General features: G+C 52.5%; 16 protein-coding genes. 6 read left to right on the top strand and 10 right to left on the bottom strand.

Annotation, left to right across the window (positions count from 1 at the left end; translation table 11 throughout):
- Positions 1–165 precede the first annotated feature (165 nt).
- From KU854_RS13155 to KU854_RS13200, 10 genes are all read right to left on the bottom strand, one after another.
- Complete coding sequence (locus tag KU854_RS13155; protein ID WP_218358968.1) at positions 166–318, bottom strand: hypothetical protein; 153 nt, start codon at positions 316–318, stop codon at positions 166–168.
- Between the two features lie 135 nt (positions 319–453).
- A complete protein-coding gene (ilvN, locus tag KU854_RS13160; RefSeq protein WP_218358969.1) occupies positions 454–951 on the bottom strand; it encodes an acetolactate synthase small subunit in 498 nt (165 codons plus the stop codon).
- Positions 951–2,669, bottom strand: coding sequence for an acetolactate synthase 3 large subunit (locus KU854_RS13165; RefSeq protein WP_218358970.1), 1,719 nt, complete (start codon positions 2,667–2,669; stop codon positions 951–953). The genes ilvN and KU854_RS13165 overlap by 1 nt, the downstream gene beginning before the upstream one ends.
- Positions 2,670–3,179: 510 nt before the next feature.
- Positions 3,180–4,976: an AMP-dependent synthetase/ligase gene (locus KU854_RS13170; RefSeq protein ID WP_218358971.1), complete on the bottom strand. Its 1,797-nt coding sequence runs from the start codon at positions 4,974–4,976 to the stop codon at positions 3,180–3,182.
- Positions 4,977–5,270: 294 nt separating this feature from the next.
- A complete protein-coding gene (gene leuO / locus KU854_RS13175; protein WP_218358972.1) occupies positions 5,271–6,218 on the bottom strand; it encodes a transcriptional regulator LeuO in 948 nt (315 codons plus the stop codon).
- A gap of 343 nt (positions 6,219–6,561) precedes the next feature.
- Positions 6,562–7,698, bottom strand: a complete 1,137-nt coding sequence (locus tag KU854_RS13180) for an MJ1255/VC2487 family glycosyltransferase (protein WP_218358973.1) — start codon at positions 7,696–7,698, stop codon at positions 6,562–6,564.
- 18 nt (positions 7,699–7,716) lie between these two features.
- Entirely contained in the window at positions 7,717–8,223 is a 507-nt protein-coding gene (locus tag KU854_RS13185) for a phosphatase PAP2 family protein (RefSeq protein WP_218358974.1), read from the bottom strand.
- An 88-nt stretch (positions 8,224–8,311) separates the two neighbouring features.
- Complete coding sequence (locus tag KU854_RS13190) at positions 8,312–11,431, bottom strand: efflux RND transporter permease subunit (protein WP_218358975.1); 3,120 nt, start codon at positions 11,429–11,431, stop codon at positions 8,312–8,314.
- Positions 11,428–12,762, bottom strand: coding sequence for an efflux RND transporter periplasmic adaptor subunit (locus tag KU854_RS13195; RefSeq protein ID WP_218358976.1), 1,335 nt, complete (start codon positions 12,760–12,762; stop codon positions 11,428–11,430). Before KU854_RS13195 ends, KU854_RS13190 begins: the two co-directional genes overlap by 4 nt.
- Positions 12,759–13,403, bottom strand: coding sequence for a TetR/AcrR family transcriptional regulator (locus KU854_RS13200; RefSeq protein ID WP_218358977.1), 645 nt, complete (start codon positions 13,401–13,403; stop codon positions 12,759–12,761). The genes KU854_RS13195 and KU854_RS13200 overlap by 4 nt, the downstream gene beginning before the upstream one ends.
- A gap of 479 nt (positions 13,404–13,882) precedes the next feature.
- Here KU854_RS13200 and leuA point away from each other — a divergent pair, with 479 nt between their 5' ends.
- The 6 genes from leuA to thiB all read left to right on the top strand — a co-directional run bounded on the left by leuA (position 13,883) and on the right by thiB (position 21,116).
- Positions 13,883–15,439, top strand: a complete 1,557-nt coding sequence (gene leuA / locus KU854_RS13205; protein WP_218358978.1) for a 2-isopropylmalate synthase — start codon at positions 13,883–13,885, stop codon at positions 15,437–15,439.
- 2 nt (positions 15,440–15,441) lie between these two features.
- Entirely contained in the window at positions 15,442–16,530 is a 1,089-nt protein-coding gene (gene leuB, locus KU854_RS13210) for a 3-isopropylmalate dehydrogenase (protein ID WP_218358979.1), read from the top strand.
- 58 nt (positions 16,531–16,588) lie between these two features.
- Positions 16,589–17,995 carry a 3-isopropylmalate dehydratase large subunit gene (leuC, locus tag KU854_RS13215; RefSeq protein WP_418885857.1) on the top strand — a complete coding sequence of 469 codons (1,407 nt, stop codon included), beginning with the start codon at positions 16,589–16,591 and terminating at the stop codon, positions 17,993–17,995.
- A 10-nt stretch (positions 17,996–18,005) separates the two neighbouring features.
- A complete protein-coding gene (gene leuD / locus KU854_RS13220) occupies positions 18,006–18,608 on the top strand; it encodes a 3-isopropylmalate dehydratase small subunit (protein WP_218358981.1) in 603 nt (200 codons plus the stop codon).
- Positions 18,609–18,855: 247 nt separating this feature from the next.
- Positions 18,856–19,662, top strand: coding sequence for a DUF547 domain-containing protein (locus tag KU854_RS13225; RefSeq protein WP_418885858.1), 807 nt, complete (start codon positions 18,856–18,858; stop codon positions 19,660–19,662).
- A gap of 482 nt (positions 19,663–20,144) precedes the next feature.
- Positions 20,145–21,116 carry a thiamine ABC transporter substrate binding subunit gene (gene thiB, locus KU854_RS13230; RefSeq protein ID WP_418885860.1) on the top strand — a complete coding sequence of 324 codons (972 nt, stop codon included), beginning with the start codon at positions 20,145–20,147 and terminating at the stop codon, positions 21,114–21,116.

Raw genomic sequence — 21,116 nt, forward strand, 5'->3', positions numbered from 1 at the left:
GCGAGGGTAAGGGCTGTGGTCAATTGCAAAATAAAAGGCTCTAAGTATGGGGACTTAGAGCCTTTATAAGCCATCTGTTGGATCGTTCAACCGATCATTTATCTCTTAACTGATCGGCATTAGCCGATTGGCTCCTTTTTTGTTTTCTGCTGGTGGACAGACAGCTTATCGTTTCAGCTGTGACGGCAGCAACTCGCTGCGGTGCGTTTTCATCAGTACCGCCATCGGTACCAGATAAATCCAGCTCACTTTCACTGTGAGCATCACCAGTGACAAGGTTGTCAGTCTCACCAGAAATTTATTGATTGCGCGAAACACACCCAAGCCCTTTCCGGTTAATTATTGAACATTTTCGAGGTTGCACAGTTTACATTTTAACCAGTAATTCTCAAGGCGTTTGCCATAAAAAAACCGGAGAAGATGTCTCCGGTTTTAAAGATTTACAGCATACGCTTACTGGCGCAGTGCACGCTCACCACGGGCAATACCCACCACACCGCTGCGCGCCACTTCAATGATGTCAGTAACATCTTTCATCGCTGCGATAAAGGCATTGATCTTTTCGCTGGTGCCGGTCAGTTGAACGGTATAAAGCGAGTTAGTCACATCCACGATCTGGCCACGGAAAATGTCGGCGGTACGTTTCACTTCCGCACGGGCAAAACCACTCGCCTTCACTTTGATCATCGCCAGTTCACGTTCAATGTACTCAGATTCGGTAACATTGCTGACTTTCAGCACATCAATAAGCTTGTGAAGCTGCTTCTCGATTTGCTCGCGCTCTGAGTCTTTCACTACCGTCGTGGTGATGTTCAGACGGGACAGAGTATCGTCATCAGTCGGTGATACCGTCAGTGATTCAATGTTATAGCCGCGCTGTGAAAACAGGCCAACAACACGGGACAATGCGCCCGGTTCGTTTTCCATCAAAATCGAAACAATACTGCGCATTATGTTCTCTCCGTCTTGCTCAACCACATTTCATTCATCGCACCGCCGCGTACCTGCATTGGGTACACGTGCTCGGTTTCATCCACGCTGATATCGATAAAGACCAGCTTGTCTTTCATCGCCAGGCCACGTGCCAGCTCGCTTTCGAGCTTGGCCGGATCGCTGATGCGGATACCGACGTGACCGTATGCTTCAGCAATGGCGGCAAAATCAGGCACAGAGTCCATGTAAGAGTGGGAATGGCGGCCTTGATAAATCATGTCCTGCCACTGCTTCACCATACCGAGGAAGCGGTTATTGAGGTTGATAATTTTGACGGGAATGTCGTACTGCAGCGCTGTCGACAGCTCCTGAATATTCATCTGGATACTGCCGTCACCGGTAACACAAATCACTTCTGCGTCCGGTCTGGCGAATTTCACACCCATCGCCGCTGGCAGACCAAAGCCCATGGTGCCAAGACCACCGGAATTGATCCAGCGACGCGGCTTGTCAAACGGGTAGTAGAGCGCAGCAAACATCTGGTGTTGGCCTACGTCTGATGCCACATAGGCATCGCCATTGGTCAGCTTGTAGACCGCTTCAATCGCCTGTTGTGGCTTGATGCGCTCGTTGTTGGTTTCATAGCTCAGGCATTTGCGCTCACGCCAAACGTTGATGTTGTTCCACCACGCTTCCAGCGCTGCCTCATCATTCGACCCACCCTGCTCGACCAGCATTTTCAGCATGGTGTTCAGCACCACGTCTGCCGAACCTACAATAGGAATGTCCGCAGAGACAGTTTTTGAAATGCTCGATGGGTCGATGTCGATATGCATCACTTTGGCATTCGGGCAGTATTTCTCGAGGTTATTGGTTGTACGGTCATCAAAGCGCACACCAATACCAAATATCAGATCCGCATTGTGCATCGCCATATTGGCTTCGTACGTGCCGTGCATGCCCAGCATACCCAGCGACTTCTCACCAGTGCCCGGATAGGCGCCAAGTCCCATCAGGGTGCTGATCACAGGGATATTCAGGGTGTCGGCCAGTGTTTTGATTTGCTCGCCACACTCGGAAATGATTGCACCGCCACCGACATACAGTACCGGCTTTTTCGCTTCAAGCAGGGCTTTCAGACCGCGTTTGATTTGCCCTTTGTGCCCGCTGGTAGTCGGGTTATAGGAGCGCATGCTCATGCTTTCCGGATACTCATAAGGATATTTATTGGCCGGGTTGAGCATGTCTTTTGGCAGGTCAACGACCACTGGGCCTGGACGGCCGGTCGATGCCAGATAAAAGGCTTTTTTGATGACTTTAGGAATGTCTTCGGTGTTTTTTACCAGAAAGCTGTGTTTTACCACAGGGCGGGAGATACCCACCATGTCACACTCCTGGAAGGCATCATTACCAATCAGGTTACTCATAACCTGACCGGACAGCACCACCATAGGCACTGAATCGTAATAAGCGGTAGCGATACCTGTGATTGCGTTGGTTGCACCCGGTCCTGAAGTAACCAGAACCACACCTACCTCGCCGGTAGCACGGGCATAACCATCTGCCATATGAACGGCGGCTTGCTCGTGGCGCACGAGCACGTGCTCGATGTCGCTTTTTTCATGTAGTGCATCATAGATATCCAACACTGATCCGCCCGGATACCCAAATATATGTTTTACGCCCTGGTCGATCATAGAACGAACAACCATGTCGGCTCCTGACAACATTTCCACTTTATGCCTCCATGTATGCATAGATTAGGACTTATTTGTAGCCTAGTGATGGATGCCGACGTTACTGCCTGCGTGCCGCCATTCCATGCCAGCTATGCCTTTGATCCCGGTCGTAACAAGGACCAAAACAGCAATACCCAGAACGCTTCGGTCACCGGAACATTGTCCTGGCGCCGACTCGCTTTGAGTATCAACAACTTTAACGCTTTGTTAGCAAAACTGTCTATTGGGTAACCAGAATTCACGGTAAAACTCTGGTTGAATAAACATTCATCCGCAAACACTCTGCATGAGCAGCCCCAGTCAGCATTCAATGCTTAAAAGCATACCTTTTACCATATTTACTGTTCGGGAAAGCACACGGGTCGGGTATGGCTAAAGTATGTTTTTGGTAATTTGGGGAGAAAAGTCCGTGCTGCTGCACAGAAACTGCAGTTTTCCAGAAGCGTACCGGGGAAGGGAATGCGACATAGAAAAAGCCCGACACAATGGCCGGGCTTATCAAAATCATTAGTGGTGCTTTTTATACATGGCTTCGATTTGCTTTTTGTAGCGCTCGAGGATGACCTTGCGGCGCAGCTTCAACGTCGGGGTCAGCTCACCCTGCGCCATGGAAAACTCAGCTGGCAGCAGGGTGAACTTCTTCACTTGCTCAAACTTGGCCAGCTCTTTTTGCAGCTCTTCCACACGCTTTTCAAACATCTCAACCACTTCGCTGTGTTTAATCAGCTCCATACGGTCGTGGTATTTAATGTTCAGATCTTTGGCCCAGGTTTCCAGGGTTTCAAAGCAAGGCACGATCAGTGCAGAAACAAAGTGGCGCGCATCAGCAACTACCGCAATCTGCTCAATAAAGTGGTCTTTACCCAGCTTGCCCTCAATCACCTGAGGCGCGATGTATTTACCGCCAGAGGTTTTCATCAGCTCTTTGATACGGTCGGTGATAAACAGGTTGCCCTGCGCATCAATATGACCCGCATCACCGGTTTTCAGGAAGCCGTCCACGGTGAAGGTTTCTGCAGTTTCTTTTGGCTTGTTGTAGTAGCCACGCATCACCATTGGGCCACGTACCAGAATTTCGTTGTTGTCGCCGATTTTCACTTCCGCGTTTGGCATCTGCATGCCAATAGAATCCGGGTCAAACGTTCCGCTGTCCCAACAAGAAATGGTCGCTGTGGTTTCGGTCATGCCGTAACCCAACTTCACGTTGATACCAATGGCATGGAAGAAACGGCCAATCGCAGGCTCCAGTTTGGCACCGCCACACGGCATCATTTTGATGTTGCCGCCGAGCAGCTGACGCAGCTTGCTCAGCACCAGCTTGTCTGCCAGACGGTGGGCACTTTTCAGCCATGGTGCAGGCTTCTTGCCCTTGCGGGTGATTTCCGCCATCAGGTTACCGATAGAAACGGCGGCACGGAACATGCCTTTTTTCACTGGGCTGGAGGAAGCAACCTTCTCATGCACTGCGCTGTAAATTTTCTCGTAGAAACGCGGTACCGCACACATCACGGTAGGTTGAACCTGATGCAGCGCATCTCGGATTGCGTGGGTGTTAGCCAGGTAGCAGTTGGTCGCACCGTGGTGCAGCACAAAGAAGCTCCAGCAGCGCTCAAACACGTGTGACAGGGGCAGGAATGCCAGTGACACGTCTTTGTCAGTGATCGCCAGCACCTGATCATGGCTTTCGATTTGCGCGGCAATATTGCCGTAATCCAGCATTACCCCTTTCGGCTCACCGGTGGTGCCCGAGGTGTAAATCAGGGTCATCAGGTCATCCATCGCAGCATCTGCGATGCGGGCATGCAATTCAGCATCAACGTTTTCGTTTGCAGTTTCGCTAAACGTATTCCAGTGCATACCCAGGGCATTGCCTTTGAAATCTACGCTGTTGTCAAAACTGACAATCTTTTCCAGCGCCGGGCACTGGTCTGCAACAGATAACGCTGCATCAGCCTGAGACTGATCGCCAACAAACAGAATGCGGACGCTGGCATCTTTCAGGATATATGCCGCCTGATCCGGCGTATTGGTCGGATAAATCGGCACAGGTACACAACGCACCTGCAGCGATGCGATATCTGCAATCGTCCACTCTGCGCAGTTGTTAGAGAAGATACCTACCTTGTCCTGGACTGATAGCCCAGAAACCAGCAGCGCGCGGGAAATCGCATCGATGCGTTCGCCGAACTGTTGCCAGCTCATCTCGCCCCAGCCATTTCCTTCCTGGAAACGCAGAGCGATTTTGTTCCCCTGAGCCTTAACCTGCTCACGGATACGGTTAACGATGTGAAGTTCCAGCGCCATTTAATTCTCTCTCAGCACGCAGAAAACGCCCCGGAAAATGCGGTTGGGGCGAAAGATCAATTAGCTAACACTTGTAAGCTAAAACTGTGGGTGCAGTGTAATGACTCGCCAATCAATTACAAGAAAAAGCGCATGTGATTCGGTTAAAAAGGCAGCGCATTAAAATTTGAACACTGTTCATTTCAGGGTACACCTGTACTCTTAAAACTGAAAAAGATGTAACAAACTGTATCACTGGCTCAGTGGGGACAAAAAAACCGGCTTTCGCCGGTTTTTGGAAACAGATTTTTTGGCTTAAACCAGCGAATTCCCGCAGATAGAAAGCAGTTGATCGCGCATCCAAAGATGGCCTTTGTCTTTTTCTGCCGACGCATGCCAGCTCAGGTAGCCACTGATGCGGTTAGCTTCCAGCGGCAATGGCAACATCTTCAGGTTGTCGCGGTGCTGGCCGGATTCAATCATCCAGCGCGGGGCAACGGCGACCAGTTGGGACTGGCTCACCACATACAGAATATTGCTCAAGCTGACGCCCTGATACGCTTCGCGGTAGCGGCCGTCACGGTACAGCGCCTCGGCATAACCCTGCATTTCGCCGTTATGTTTTAACACGGCGTGTGCTTCGTTAAGCAGCTCTTTGGCGGTGATCTGGTCGGTCAGGCGCGGATGGCTCTTGCTTGCCACGACCACCAACTCGTCATTGAACATTTCAGTGCTGTAGAAACCCGCTTCACTGAAGTGCATGTAATCGATAACAAAGTCCACTTCCTGATAGCGCAGCTTATTGGCGATATCACGGTTGAATTCTGTTTCCACCTGCACTTTCACATTCGGCGCAATCTGGGAAATGGTGTTGAGGATTTGCGGTGCAAAACGCATGTCAGACGGGCTGCAAATCGCCAGTTTGAAGGTGCGGTTGCTGGTATCCGGCAAAAACACAGAAGTAGGCAACTCATTTTTGATCAGCTGGATTGCCTGACGGATAGGACCGAACAATTGGCGCGCACGTTGGGTAGGCTTGATGCCCCGGCCATTACGGACAAACAGCTCGTCGTTGAACATAATTTTTAATCGAGCAACGGCATTACTGACCGCCGGCTGGGACATGCCCAGGCTCTGCGCCGCGCGGGTAATGTTCTGTTCTTGCATTACCGCGTCAAACACGGTGATGAGGTTGAGATCAACACTTCTCAGTGTCAGATCCGTGCGGTTCTCATTGAAGTTTACCGACTCTTTCTGCGTCATACCTAAACCCTGGTGGATAGAGTAACAGTGTTAAGCGTCAGCATTTGCCGTTGCACGACGACCCCACAAAAATGCAGAGGTAAGGGAGGAAGATCGGCCACAACCCGGCAAATGTTAGTGCTTGCTCTCGTCCTGACAGGTTCTAGCATCATGCTGAACATTCACTGACCAGGACACCTTGTGTTTACCACGTCAGGTCAGCAAATCTTCAGTAAATTGTTATAAAAACTTGTGCCACCACAATGGGTGAAATCTAAAAAAAAGCGCCACAAACCAAATAAATTTCAAATGGTTAGTTCTAAATATTGGAACTGACAAATCCATCAACTAACCATTCACAGCATCAATGCGCCTTCAATTTTCTATTGCTGGATGTGGGTAAGCGCATACTCAGCATGGCCCTTTTCCGTCCTTTGGTGGGCAGGAAGTCCGTCAGTAAATCCGTCACATGCTCAGGATAAGAGACCGAAGCCCAGAGCGATTCACGCAGCGCCGGTAAACTTGTCATATCGCCTTCGGCTACCCAGCCCGCCAGAGCGCGGGCGACATCCGGATATTGCACCCGATAACTTTCTGCGTCATCCAGCCATTCACGGATCACACCGATATCCAGGCTTTCCATGCTGCTCGCCAGACCCAGGGTGTCCAGTGTGGCAACATTGCTGAGCTGTTCAAACTGACCGCTAAGGGGTTTAAGCAGCAGTTTTTTACCCAGTGACAAGGCTTCTGACGGCAGTTCAAAACCGCCATTGGCAATCACGCCATTGCAGCCATGCAAGGCCTCACTGAATCCCTGCTTGCTCAGTGGGCGGATTTCCATGTTTTCAACTACCCGCTGCGCGGTGCAAGCCGGATGGAAACAGACAAAGCGGGCATCAACATGGCGCAGCGTATCAATAACTCTGTCCAGTGCTTCAAACGGCAGGTAAACCACTATGGCACCGTTTCGCTCAACAGACTGCGGAGTGATATCAATGATGGGCGGCAAAATAGGTTCATTGAAATGGTACCAGTGCAGCCCGATTTTCATTTCTGTCGGCGCAAAGTGGCGCATGATAAGCGCATCCAGGAGGGTCTGCCCCTGCTTCGGCACATCGTAGGAGAATGCGGATTGATGGCTGATGGAAAGGGACATTTTTCCCTGCCGCCGCGCCGCATGGGCAGTGACAGGTTCAAAATCGGAAATCACCAGGTCAAAGCCGGAAACATCCAGCGCCCGTACTTCCTTTATTAGCTGGTAGGGGCTGTTTCTCAGCGCCGTTTTCCAGATATTGACTTGCCCAGCCTCACTGACAAATGTCAGGCCACGCCGGGTCCAGTAATCGCCAAACAGTGCCATGTCGAAATAGTCCTTTTCTGCACGGCCTGAAAACAAGAATTGAACGTCGAGCCCCGGAATTTCGGCAAACGCCTGCGCCATCGCACGGGCGCGGGAGATATGCCCGTTTCCCGTGCCCTGCACGCCATATAAAATTTTCATTTCGTTCCCTTCAACGGCCTAAGCCAAAAGCGCCAGTTCAGCACAAGCCAGCCCCAACAGTGCGCCGGCAAAAACATCGGTAATAAAGTGGACGCCCAACAAAACCCGTGAGGCACCGATGGCAATCGCCCATCCCCAGTAAACCTCGCTGAATTCGGGATAGAACTGACTCAGCAATGCTGCCATCACAAACGCCGCCGTGGTGTGCCCTGAAGGCATGCTATAAAGATCTGAAGGGGTTATAAAAGCGGGTAGATGTTGTGGACGGGCGCGACGAAACAATCGCTTCAGCAGCATAAAAAGAGGCACTTCAATGGCAAAAGCCAGCAGCCCGGTGATAAGAAACGACACTCCTTTCAGTCCATCGAGGGTCGCGAGTAAAACACCGACAGCCAGATACAAATGGCCATCGCCGCTTTTCGATACCCAGCGGAACACCCGCGCAATATCTGCGCTGAAACGGTGCTTGAGACAAAGGGTGGATACGGCCTGATCCACCCGTTGGATGGTAACAAGACTGCGCATTCATCAACTCCATTTTCTGATTGTACAAATCCAGAATAGAAGCCGGGAATGACAGTCCGGTTACGCTTTGTCGACGTCTTCGTGAATCCTAGTGCATACCCTCAGGGTGCAAAGGACGGTGCGCTTTCACCCGCCCGAAATCCGCCAATATGGCGTAGGCAGCCGGGATCATAAACAGCACCAGCAGTGTTGAAGTGAAGATGCCAAACACAATGGAAATCACCAGGGGTTTCACCACCTGCGCCTGCAAACTGGTTTCGAGCAGCAGTGGCAACAAACCGGCAGCGGTGGTCAATGAGGTCAGGAACACTGCCCGGAAACGCTCCTGACTCGCCCGCACAACAGCATCATAAATGTCTTCCCCTTCATCCAGATGGTGGCGGATATACTGCACCAGTAAGATAGAATCGTTCACCACCACACCGGCCAGGGACACAAACCCCATCAGGCTTGGCATGCTGAGTGGATGTCCCAGCAGCCAGTGTCCCCAAAGCACACCAATCAGGGCAAGTGGGATCGCAAGCAGCACCACAAAAGGCTCAAGGTAGCTGCGGAACTGGAAACTCAGGATGACAAAGATACCAAACAGCCCGAGCGCAAAGCCGATCCCCATTGAACGGCCGGTTTCGGCTGAATCCCGGCTTTGGCCCTCAAACAGCACTTTCAGACCGGGGAATTGCACTTCCAGCCTTGGCACGACGTCGGCTTTCAGTTGCGCCAGCACATCGCCAATACTCACCTGGCTTTGCACAACATCCCCGAACACACTCAGGGTTCGGATGCCATCAATGCGTTGAATGCGGACGAAATTGCGCTGGTAATTCAGCTCTGCCACCGTCGACAGCGGCACCTGACTGCCATCAGGCAAGACAATCGGGAAGTTGGCGAAGCCTTGCAAATCCCCTGCATCGTCCGCGTCCAGCCGCACATCAATCTCAATGCTTTCCGGCCCTACCTGCACTTCATCTGCCGTCTGGCCAAAGTAAGCGGCACGCAGCTGGCGGGCAATGAGCTGACCATTGACACCAAAGGCTTCAGCGCCCGGACGCAGGGTCAGTTTCACTTCTTCTTTGCCCGGGCGCATATCATCCAGCACACCCGATACGCCCTGGAACTGGCCGATAAATTGCTGGATGGCCACCGACGCCTGCTTGAGTTCATCCAAATCGTCATGTTGCAGGCGGATATCAAAGTCGCGCCCTCCCGGCCCCATTGCCGGTTGCTTGAATACCAGGGAAATCGGCTCTGTCAGCACCCCGGTTTCGCGCTCCCATTCCGTCAGAAACTCATCAATCAGGGTTATGCGGCTCTCCGCACCCAGCAAATCAAGCCGGACTGTCGCAATATGCTGACCACTTTCGTCTGCATCGGCGTTAAAGTTGAACTGCTCCGTGATGTGCTCCACCAAGGGCTGGCCACCTTCTTTTTCGGCGCTCCAGCGCTCACTGACACGGTTAGCTGATGCCACCAATGTTGCAACCACAGATTCTGTCTGTGCCAGTGACGAGCCCGGCGGCAAGATCACCCGCGCTTCGGCAATATCGCCATCCAACTCCGGAAAACCGACAAACCGTACGGCGCCGGACACCAGCAGAGCGATGGAAATCAGCAGCATGCCTATCACACCGCCGACAAAGGCATAGCGCCATGCCACTACCCGGGTGACCAGCACCGCCAGCGTGCCGGCACGGAAGGCTTCAAAGCGTTCAAGAAAGTAGCGTTTGAATGCCAGATCCGGTTTGGCCTTTCCGGCCTTGGCCAGCGAATGCTGCAAGTGGTGCGGCAAAATGAGGAAGGCTTCGACCAAACTCAGGGTCAGGACAAGAATAAGTACCATTGGCACCACGCGCAGTACCGCCCCCATTTCCCCTTGCAGGAAAATCAGGCTACCGAAGATACACACGGTGGTGAGGTACGAGGAAACGACGCCAGGCAGCACCTTTTTCACCCCGTTGAGAACGGCATCCTCAAGCTTTTGCCCGCGGTCAATATGGGAGGCGATGGACTCAGAGATAACAATGGCGTCATCCATCATGATACCGATCGCCATCAACAGGGCGACGAGCGACATGATGTTGATGGAAAGCCCAAGCTGAGCCATTAAAAAGAAGCTGCCCAGGAATGCGACGGGCAATCCTGCGGCAACCCAGAATGAGTAGCGCAGGGAAAAGAACAGCCACATAACACCAAATACCAGGATCACCCCCTGCCACGCGTTGCGGCTCATCATGGTCAGGCGATCCCACAGCAGGGAGGAGAAATCATTGGTGAGGTTGAGCGTTACCCCTTCCGGCGCCCTTGCCTGCTCTGCCTCCACAAATTGCACCACTTTATCTTTGATACGCAGCGCATCGTCAGCTTTGTTCTTACTGATCTTTAAAAGCGCAGAGGGTTTGCCGTCAAACCACACCTGCTGTTCATCCAGCTCAAAACGTTCAGTGATAGTGGCGATATCCTGCAGGCGGATCACCCCGCCATCACTGTCTGCCGCAACCACAACCTGCCCCAAGGTATCAGCGGCGATGCGTCTCTCATCAAAACGGATCAGCAGGCTTTTTGTCTCCAGCTCTACATTCCCGCTCGGCAGGTTAATGTTCTGGGCGCTGACCTGCGAGGCAATATCTGCAATGCTCAGCCCCAGTTGCCGCAGGGCATTCTCCCGCACTTCAATACGGATTTGTTTGTCGGAAAACCCCGCCACACTCACCAGTGGCACGTCAAAATCACGCTTTAATGTCTGTTTCAGCTCCTCGGCGTACGCTTTGAGCCCAACCCAGTCGGTATTGGCGGCAATGGCGACATCTACAACGGGTTCATTCCAGTCCAACTCGCGAACCATCGGTGGCTCGATATCGCTGGGAAAGTTGCTGATCGCGTTGATTTGGGTCTGGATATCCACCAGCATGCGGGAAATATCGGCTTGGTCATCGAGTTTGACCACCATGCCTGCTGAGCCTTCCACCGCCTCGCAGCGGGTCTCTTCTATGTTGGACAAGCCATCAATCGCGTCCTCCATCAGCAGACAGATATTTTGCTCCACCTGCTCAGGGCTGGCTCCGGGGTACACCACTGTCGCCAGAATGTATGGCGGCGCAAACTCGGGAAACGTCTCCCGTTTCAGCTTGGGTAAAGAGACCAACCCCAACAGGATCAGGGTCAGCATCAAAAGATTGGCCGCTGTCGGGTGGCGGGCAAAAAAGCGGATCATGATGCCTCCCCGCTCTCTGCCTCACTGCTTTTAACGGCGTGACCATTAAGGGTCACTGCCTCCAGCGCCATTCCGGGCACTGCCGGAAGTAGATCGTTCAACACCAACTTCTGCCCGGCTTCCAGATCGCCACGGATCGCCACGCGATCGCCATGACGGAACAGCACGGTGACAGGTAACACTTTCAACGCCCCGTCTTCCATCAGGTAGATCTTATCCCCTCGCAGGGCACGTTCTGGGATCACCCAGTGGGAAAGCGGCTTTCCATCAATCGTTGCGGTCACAAACATGCCGTTGACCAGAGTGGGCTTGGCGGCAGCGCCGGATTGCTGTTCGTCATCGAGAGCAATTTCCAGGATCACACCAACAGTGGCCTGGTTGAGGTTAACCGTATCGCTGAGGCGCGCCACGGTCGCAGGCCACTCCTCCTTGAAACTGCCGCTGGAGAGGTTTACCGCCGCGGTCAACTGGTGGAGTTTATCGCTGAAATCACTGCCAACCTCAGCATCCAGGGTATCAAACACGGTTTGCATATCATGGATAGAAAGCTGCGCTTCAACTTCAACCGCACCCAAACCGTGTGCGACTACCATGACCTGCTGCGGGGTCACGACCTGGTCGCGTTCGATATTGACCTCAGCGATACGGCCTTCGACTGGCAGGATGATTTTGGTTTTCTCCAGATTGCGCTCAGCCTGTGTCAGAGCCAGTCGGCTTGCTTCCAGCTCCGCTTCGGTGATGCGCTTTTCATCTGGCAGCACTTTTAACTGGGCCTGCAATTCCTGCACCCGGGTTTGCTGTGAAAGGTATGCCTGTTGCTCATTATCCAAGTCTGATTGAGAAGTCAGCCCTTTCTGGCGCAGGTTTTTCTTCCGCGCCAGTTCATCCTGACTCAATGCCAGCCTGCGCTGCTCAATCCCCAACGTGGTTGTTAGGTTTTTCTCATCGAGCGCCAACTTGGCGAGGCGGCCACGTTTAACGCTCACGTCCGCCTGCGCCTGTGCGACCGCCAGTTGGTAGTCGGTGGGATCAATGCGTAAAAGCTCGGTACCTGCCGCAAGTACCCGCCCTTTTTCCAGTGACGGATTTCGGTAGATAACCTTGCCGTTAACCTCCGCAATCCCCTGCCAGGTCAGTTTGGGCGTGACCCTGCCAAAGCCAGTGACGACAGGCGCAATATCCTGGGTTTCCAATGTCACCACATCCACCGCGCGGGCTTTTGACTGTGCCGGTTTTACCGGTACATCGGGGCGGGTTTTAATCGCGAGAAACAGAACCACAATCCCCACGGCCAGCGCAGGAAAGAAAAGCAGTTTTCGGCGCAATGTCATGAGGTCGTCTCTCCCTGATCGTTAAATATTCCGTGTTGAAGCAAAGCCGCATTGTGGCTGGCAAGTCGCTGCAAAAACTGGCTGTCTTTGGTAATGCCCTGCAGTGCAGCCATCCCGTCGGGGATAATGAAAGGAAACACCATCAGGCTGAAAAAACTGAGCCGCGCCAGTTCAGGGTCAACCCCGTCATTCAGTGCCCCTTTTTCCTGCAAACGCCGGAACAGCATTTGCTGCATCGGCACAATCACGTCATGAAAGAGCTTTTCGACGGCAACGCGCTGCTGGTCATCCTCATCCATCATCATGCTACGCATGATCAGCGCCGGGAGATTTGGCCCCGCAGACATAATGTGGTTGAAAGTGGCTACGGCATCGTTGAGGTTTTCAATTTTGCCGTCATCGATCGCCTGACGTATCCGGGTGATCATGGGGGCGGCACTCTCACGTACCATGGTTTCAAACAGTCCGGCTTTGCTACCGAAGTAGTAACGGATAAGTGCAACATCAACGCCAGCACTTTCGGCAATCTTGCGGGTAGATACCTGATGGTAAGGCGAGGCGTGGAAATGTGTTTTTGCTTCTTCTATCAGCGCCTCTCTGGCACGGGATCCACCACTGGGGCGGCCGGGTTTCTTCGCCATCTCATCGTCCATAATTCATCAATGTTGAATTAAATTTTACGCTTACTTTATCGATTTTTCGTTGCCTTTAATTCCTCAACCCCCGCAAATATGATGAATTTTCGCACACCGAAAAGACCCAGACGAATAAACCATTCAATAACAACAAAAGCAGTGTTTTTCACCACACTTAACATTATGACCGACGCATTCTTGTTATTTTCCAATTTGATATTGACGCTTTAGTGAGCGGTTTGGTATTCATTTGTGCAGACTTTTTAGAGAACTGTTACAAATGACAAAACGCATTTTCCTTCTAGACCTCCTTCTTCTCGTGAATTTTTCGCGCGGGTAGGTCATGGATTGAGAACAGTTTTCACCAGACACACGAAACCCGCGCCAAGGCGCGGGTTTTTTCGTATGACCTGCCAAAGGTGCGGAGTACAACCTAATACCAACCGGTAAAACGTTGGTATCACACGGCAAAAGAGGGAACGACCATGAAAGACCGAGTCATCATATTTGACACCACCTTGCGCGACGGCGAACAGGCGCTGTCCGCCAGTTTGACTGTAAAAGAGAAGTTGCAGATCGCACTGGCGCTGGAGCGTCTCGGTGTTGATGTGATTGAAGCAGGTTTTCCGGTATCGAGCCCAGGCGATTTTGAATCCGTGCAGACGATTGCAAAATCGGTCAAAAACAGCCGGATTTGCGCCTTGTCCCGCGCGGTCGATAAAGACATTGATGTCGCCGCTGAATCCCTCAAAGTTGCCGAAGCCTTCCGTATCCACACTTTCCTTTCCACTTCTACTATTCACGTTCAGGACAAGCTGCGCCGCAGTTATGATCAGGTGGTGGAAATGGGCGTCAACGCGGTAAAACGCGCCCGGCGCTATACCGATGATGTGGAATTTTCTTGTGAAGATGCCGGCCGTACACCGATTGATAACCTGTGCCGCATGGTAGAAGAAGCCATTAAAGCCGGGGCAACCACAGTTAACATCCCTGATACCGTCGGCTACACAGTTCCGGGCGAGTTCGGTGGCATCATCCAAACCCTGTTTAACCGCGTGCCAAATATCGACAAAGCGGTGATTTCGGTTCACTGCCACGACGACTTGGGCATGTCTGTTGCTAACTCTATTGCGGCGGTTCAGGCCGGTGCGCGCCAGATTGAAGGCACCATCAACGGTATCGGCGAGCGTGCCGGTAACTGTGCGCTGGAAGAGATTGCGATGATCATCAAAACCCGCGCCGATTTGCTGGGCGTGGAAACCGGTATCAATCACAAAGAAATCAGCCGCACCAGCAAGATGGTGAGCCAGCTGTGTAATATGCCTATTCAGTCCAACAAAGCGATTGTCGGCACTAACGCATTCAGCCACAGCTCCGGTATCCACCAGGACGGCATGCTGAAAAACAAGAACACTTACGAAATCATGACACCAGAGTCGATTGGTCTGGGTCAGAAAGCGCTGAACCTGACCAGCCGTTCAGGCCGCGCTGCGGTGAAGTCACACATGGACACCATGGGCTACAACGAGTCGGACTATAACCTGGACAACCTGTACGAATCTTTCCTGAAGCTGGCTGACCGCAAAGGCCAGGTATTCGATTACGATCTGGAAGCCCTGATGTTCTTCAACAACCTGCAGGAAGAAGACGACTTCTACAAGCTGAAGTACCTGAGTGTACAAAGCGGCAGTGTGATGGCGACCACCAGCGTCAAACTGCAATGTGGCGATGAAGAAATCAGCGACGCCGCAATTGGTAACGGCCCAGTTGATGCCTTGTATCAGGTGATTTACCGCATCACAGGCTATGAAATCGTGCTGGATAAGTTTGACCTGACGGCCAAGGGCGAAGGGGAAGACGGACTGGGTCAGGCGGACATTATTGCCAACTATAAAGGACGTAAGTACCACGGTACGGGCGTATCTACAGATATTATTGAAGCTTCCGGTCAGGCTCTGCTGCACGTGATTAACAGCATCTACCGCGCTGACCGCATTGCGCAAATCAAAGAACAAGCAACTTTAAAAACGGAGACAGTGTAACCATGGCAGGTACTTATAAGATTGCCGTTCTACCGGGTGACGGTATTGGCCCGGAAGTGATGCAACAAGCCCATAAAGTTCTTGATGCTGTAAGCGCTAAATTTGGCATCACCTTTGAGAAAGAAGAATACGACGTCGGTGGTATTGCCATCGACAACCACGGTACTCCGCTGCCGGAAGCCACCCTGAAAGGGTGTGAAGCAGCTGATGCGGTACTGTTCGGTTCAGTGGGCGGCCCTAAGTGGGAACACCTGCCACCGAACGAGCAACCTGAACGTGGTGCACTGCTGCCGCTGCGTAAACACTTCCAGCTGTTCTGTAACCTGCGTCCGGCGCAAATCCACGCGGGTCTGGAAGCCTTCTCGCCACTGCGTGCAGATATCTCTGCGCGTGGTTTTGACATCGTAGTGGTACGCGAGCTGACCGGTGGCATTTACTTTGGCCAGCCGAAAGGTCGTGAGGGTTCGGGCGCAGAAGAAAAAGCGTATGACACCGAAGTCTACTACCGCTATGAAATCGAGCGTATTGCACGCATCGCGTTTGAGTCAGCGCGTCTTCGCCGTAAGAAAGTGATGTCGGTAGATAAAGCCAACGTACTGCAAAGCTCTATCCTTTGGCGCGAAGTGGTGGAAGAAATCGCGAAAGATTATCCAGACGTTGAGCTGTCGCACATCTATATTGATAACGCGACCATGCAGCTGATCAAAGACCCTTCACAATTCGATGTCATGCTGTGCTCAAACATCTTCGGCGACATTATCTCTGACGAATGCGCGATGATCACTGGTTCCATGGGCATGTTGCCATCAGCGAGCCTGAACGACAGCAAGTTCGGCCTGTACGAGCCTGCGGGTGGTTCAGCGCCGGATATCGCGGGTAAAAACATCGCGAACCCTGTGGCACAAATCCTGTCTGCAGCCCTGATGCTGCGCTACAGCCTGGGCGAGGAAGACGCGGCACGCGCGATTGAAACCGCCGTGAGCAAAGCGCTGGAAGCTGGTGAACTGACGGCCGATCTGGCAGGCAGTGCGACGCCACTGACCACCTCAGAGATGGGTGACAAAATCGCTGCGTACGTCAGCGAAGCGTAATAACAAGGAAGCAACCGCAGCTTAGCGACAGCAGGCTGCGGCACCATAAAAAGGATTAATGAGCATGTCTGCCAAGACTTTGTACGAGAAAATCTACGACGCCCATATCGTCGTTGAAGTGTCGGGGGAAACCCCGCTGCTGTATATCGACCGTCACCTGGTTCACGAGGTGACCTCCCCTCAGGCGTTCGATGGCCTGCGTCAACACGGACGCAAAGTGCGCCAGTTGTCGAAAACCTTCGCCACCATGGATCACAACGTTTCCACTGAAACCAAAGACATCAATGCCTCTGGCGAGATGGCAAAAATTCAAATGGAAACCCTGGCCAAAAACTGCGAAGAGTTCGGTGTCACCCTGTATGACATCAATCACCCTTACCAGGGCATCGTTCATGTGATGGGTCCAGAGCTGGGTATCACGCTGCCGGGCACCACCATCGTGTGTGGCGACTCCCACACTGCGACCCACGGGGCATTCGGCGCACTGGCATTTGGTATCGGCACCTCGGAAGTGGAGCACGTGCTGGCGACCCAGACCCTGAAGCAAGGCCGCGCCAAGACCATGAAAATTGAGGTTAAAGGCAAGGTCGCGGAAGGCGTGACTGCGAAAGACATCGTGCTGGCGATCATCGGAAAAGTCGGCCACGCCGGCGGTACGGGTCATGTGGTGGAATTCTGCGGTCAAGCGATTGAAGACTTGACCATGGAAGGACGCATGACCGTCTGTAACATGGCAATTGAGCTTGGCGCGAAAGCGGGTCTGGTTGCACCGGATCAAACCACGTTTGATTACCTTGAAGGCCGTAAATTCTCGCCAACAGGCAGCGATTGGGATGCCGCGGTTGAATACTGGAACACACTGAAAACTGACGCTGATGCCAAGTTCGACACCGTCGTCACGCTGGAAGCAGCAGATATCTCCAACCAGGTCACTTGGGGCACCAACCCAGGACAGGTAGTTGGCATCAACGATGTCGTGCCTGCACCGGAAAGTTTTGCCGACCCTATCGAGCGCCACTCTGCGGAGCGCGCCCTGAAATACATGGGCATTGAAGCAGGCCAGAAGATCACTGACATCACCATCGATAAAGTCTTTATCGGCTCTTGCACCAACTCTCGCATCGAAGACATGCGTGCAGCCGCCGCTATCGCCAAAGGCCGCAAAGTGGCCGCGGGCGTGCAGGCGCTAGTGGTACCGGGCTCTGAGCAAGTCAAAGCACAGGCGGAAGCAGAAGGTCTGGACAAGATCTTTATTGAAGCCGGTTTTGAGTGGCGTCTGCCTGGCTGCTCTATGTGTCTGGCGATGAACAACGACCGCCTGGGGCCAAAAGAGCGCTGCGCATCCACCAGCAACCGTAACTTCGAAGGCCGTCAGGGTCGTGAAGGCCGCACCCATCTGGTGAGCCCAGCCATGGCTGCTGCCGCGGCGGTTGCCGGTCACTTCGTTGACGTAAATAGCTTATAAGGAGCCCACCATGTCAGGAATCAAACAACACACAGGCCTGGTGGCGCCGCTGGATGCTGCCAACGTCGATACCGATGCCATCATCCCGAAGCAGTTTTTGCAGAAAGTCACCCGCGTAGGTTTCGGCCAGCACCTGTTCCACGACTGGCGTTTCCTGGATGAAGCCGGTCAGCAGGACAACCCGGATTTTGTGCTGAACCAGCCTCGTTACAAAGGCGCAAGCGTGCTGCTGGCGCGTGAAAACTTCGGCTGTGGCTCGTCGCGCGAACATGCGCCATGGGCGCTGGCGGATTTCGGCTTTAAAGTGATGATCGCACCGAGCTTTGCCGACATTTTCTACGGCAACTCGATCAACAACCAGATGGTGCCGGTCAAGCTGACCGAAGCGGAAGTGGACGAACTGTTCAAGTTTGTGGAAGCCAATGAAGGCGCGGAGATCGCGCTGGATCTGGAAGTGCAAACTGTGACTGCCGGTGACAAATCTTATTCGTTTGAAATTGACGAATTCCGCCGCCACTGCCTGCTCAACGGCCTCGACAGCATCGGCTTGACGCTGCAACATGAAGACAAGATCGCCGAATACGAGAGTAAAATCCCGGCGTTTCTGGCCTAGTTTTTAACAAGCTAAGCTTTAGCAATTCCAATGAAACCGGCCTCGATGGCCGGTTTTTTTGCAGATAAACCAAGTAAAGCGATCCAACATTCTGGATCTCAGGGTATGTTGAGATTGGAAATTTGATCTTGATTGCAAAACCAAACCAGAATGACCAATTTTCACTGTTTTTGGCTAACTAACCAGAAAGCAATTCCTGTTGCATTAGGTCTGTAAATTTATCAATACCTCACCTGGGGAACCACGCATGCGCCACCCACGTTACTTGTTATTGCCGTTTATTTTGTTGCTGACGTTTATGACCCACCACGTCTATGCCGCTCCACAGAGCAAGCTCTGGCCGATGTGGAAGCAAAGCAATGAAGCCAACCCTGCCGTGATCGATCATCAAAGGTGGCAGCAGATACTGGATCGATACGTCATCACCGAGGATTACAACAATCTGTTCCGGTATGCCGAGGTAACAGCATCAGACAAAGCGATGCTGAATGCCTATATCACCAGCCTGACCAGCTTAGACCCCAGAAACTACAGCATGGACGAGCAGTTTGCTTACTTGGTTAACCTCTACAACGCCATCACCGTCAAATTGATACTGGACGAATACCCGGTGAAATCCATTACCAAGCTGGGCGGATTTATGAGTTTCGGCCCCTGGGATGATGACGTTGCGGTGATCGCCGGGGAAGACATCACTCTGAACGATATCGAGCATCGGATCCTGCGCCCGATCTGGAAGGACTACCGCATTCACTATGCCGTTAACTGTGCCAGCATGGGCTGCCCCAACCTTGCTGATGTCGCGTATACCGGGGAAAATTACGAAGAGCGCCTGAATATCGCCGCGCGCCAGTTTACCAGCAGCCCTAAATGCGCCCTTATTTCTGACAACACACTGGTGCTTTCGTCTATTTATGAGTGGTATGGCGAGGATTTCGGCAACAACGAACAGGAAATTCTCCGAGCAATCGACAGATACCGTGACGGTGCAAAACTGGAAGGCTGGAGCGGAAAGATCAAGTACGACTATGATTGGTCGCTCAATAAGCCATAAGAAGGTTTGGTGATCGTCAACACGGCGATTACAATGGCAAACATCTCGTGGGGTGCTGGCTGCAAGCTGGCTGAGAATGCGAAAGCTAAACCCAACATACCCAAACTACCGCAGGCAGCTGAATTTCAGCGAGAATTGATTGCCTTTCAATCAAGGCGCTAATTCGACGCTTTAGTGGGCTAAATCGAGAAAATAGCAACGCAGAGTGAAAGGCAAGCAAACTCGCCCTTTGGGAGCGAATCAGCAAATCCCTTTCTGCGTTAAATGCCCTTGAAATGAAACATCATTCCTTCAGGCATTTTCCTTGCTATGAATCTGCTGATTGCGCTCTGAAAGCAACTGACTGCGGTAATTTGGGTATTCACCTGATCCAGATAATGCTGGCGTAGGAATGAGATGTCCCTGGCTTACCCGCTTAATGACCCTCACACCTCGCCGCACATTGATGTGAGGCAACCATGAAATATTCTATTTCTACCCTGATGTTAGCGATGACCATGGCAGGTCCTGCGCTGGCTGATTCCAAAGATACCCTGACCGTTTATACCTATGATTCTTTCGCGGCAGACTGGGGCCCAGGCCCGGCAGTCAAAAAAGCGTTTGAAGCGGAGTGTGACTGCACCCTGAACCTGGTCGCGCTGGAAGATGGTGTCACCATTCTCAACCGCCTGCGCCTTGAAGGCAAAAACAGCAAAGCTGATGTCATCCTCGGTTTGGATACCAACCTGATGGCGGAAGCGGAAAAGACCGGCTTGCTGGCAAAACATAAAGTGGATGGCAAAGCGATTACCCTGCCAGACGGCTGGAACAACGACACGTTTGTGCCGTATGACTATGGCTACTTCGCCTTTGTTTACGACAAGACCAAACTGCAAAATCCGCCAAAGAGCCTGAAAGAGCTGGTTGAGCAGCGCGACGATATTTCAGTGATCTATCAGGATCCGCGCACCTCGACCCCAGGTCAGGGACTGATGCTTTGGATGAAATCCGTTTACGGCGATGATGTATCCGACGCCTGGCAGCAACTCGCCAAGAAAACCGTGACCGTGACCAAAGGCTGGTCTGAAGCCTACAGTATGTTCCTTAATGGCGAGTCCGACATGGTGCTCTCTTACACCACGTCACCGGCCTATCACCTGATTGCCGAAGAGAACCCGAACTTCAGCAGCGCCAACTTCGCAGAAGGCCACTACATGCAGGTGGAAGTCGCCGCCAAAGTGAAAAGCTCTGATAATCAGGCACTGGCTGATGAGTTTATGCAGTTCATCCTGAGCGACGGTTTCCAGAACGCGGTGCCGACAGGCCAATGGATGTACCCGGTCACCGCGATTGAGCTACCAAAAGGTTTCGATACCCTGTCAGTTCCTGGCAACAGCCTGCAATTCACCCCGGAAAAAGTGGCGGACAACCGCCGCACCTGGATCCGTGAATGGCAATCAGCGCTGGTGAAGTAA

Origin of the sequence: Enterovibrio paralichthyis, from assembly GCF_019209835.1 — a bacterium.
In the GTDB taxonomy this organism is placed as follows: domain Bacteria; phylum Pseudomonadota; class Gammaproteobacteria; order Enterobacterales; family Vibrionaceae; genus Enterovibrio; species Enterovibrio paralichthyis.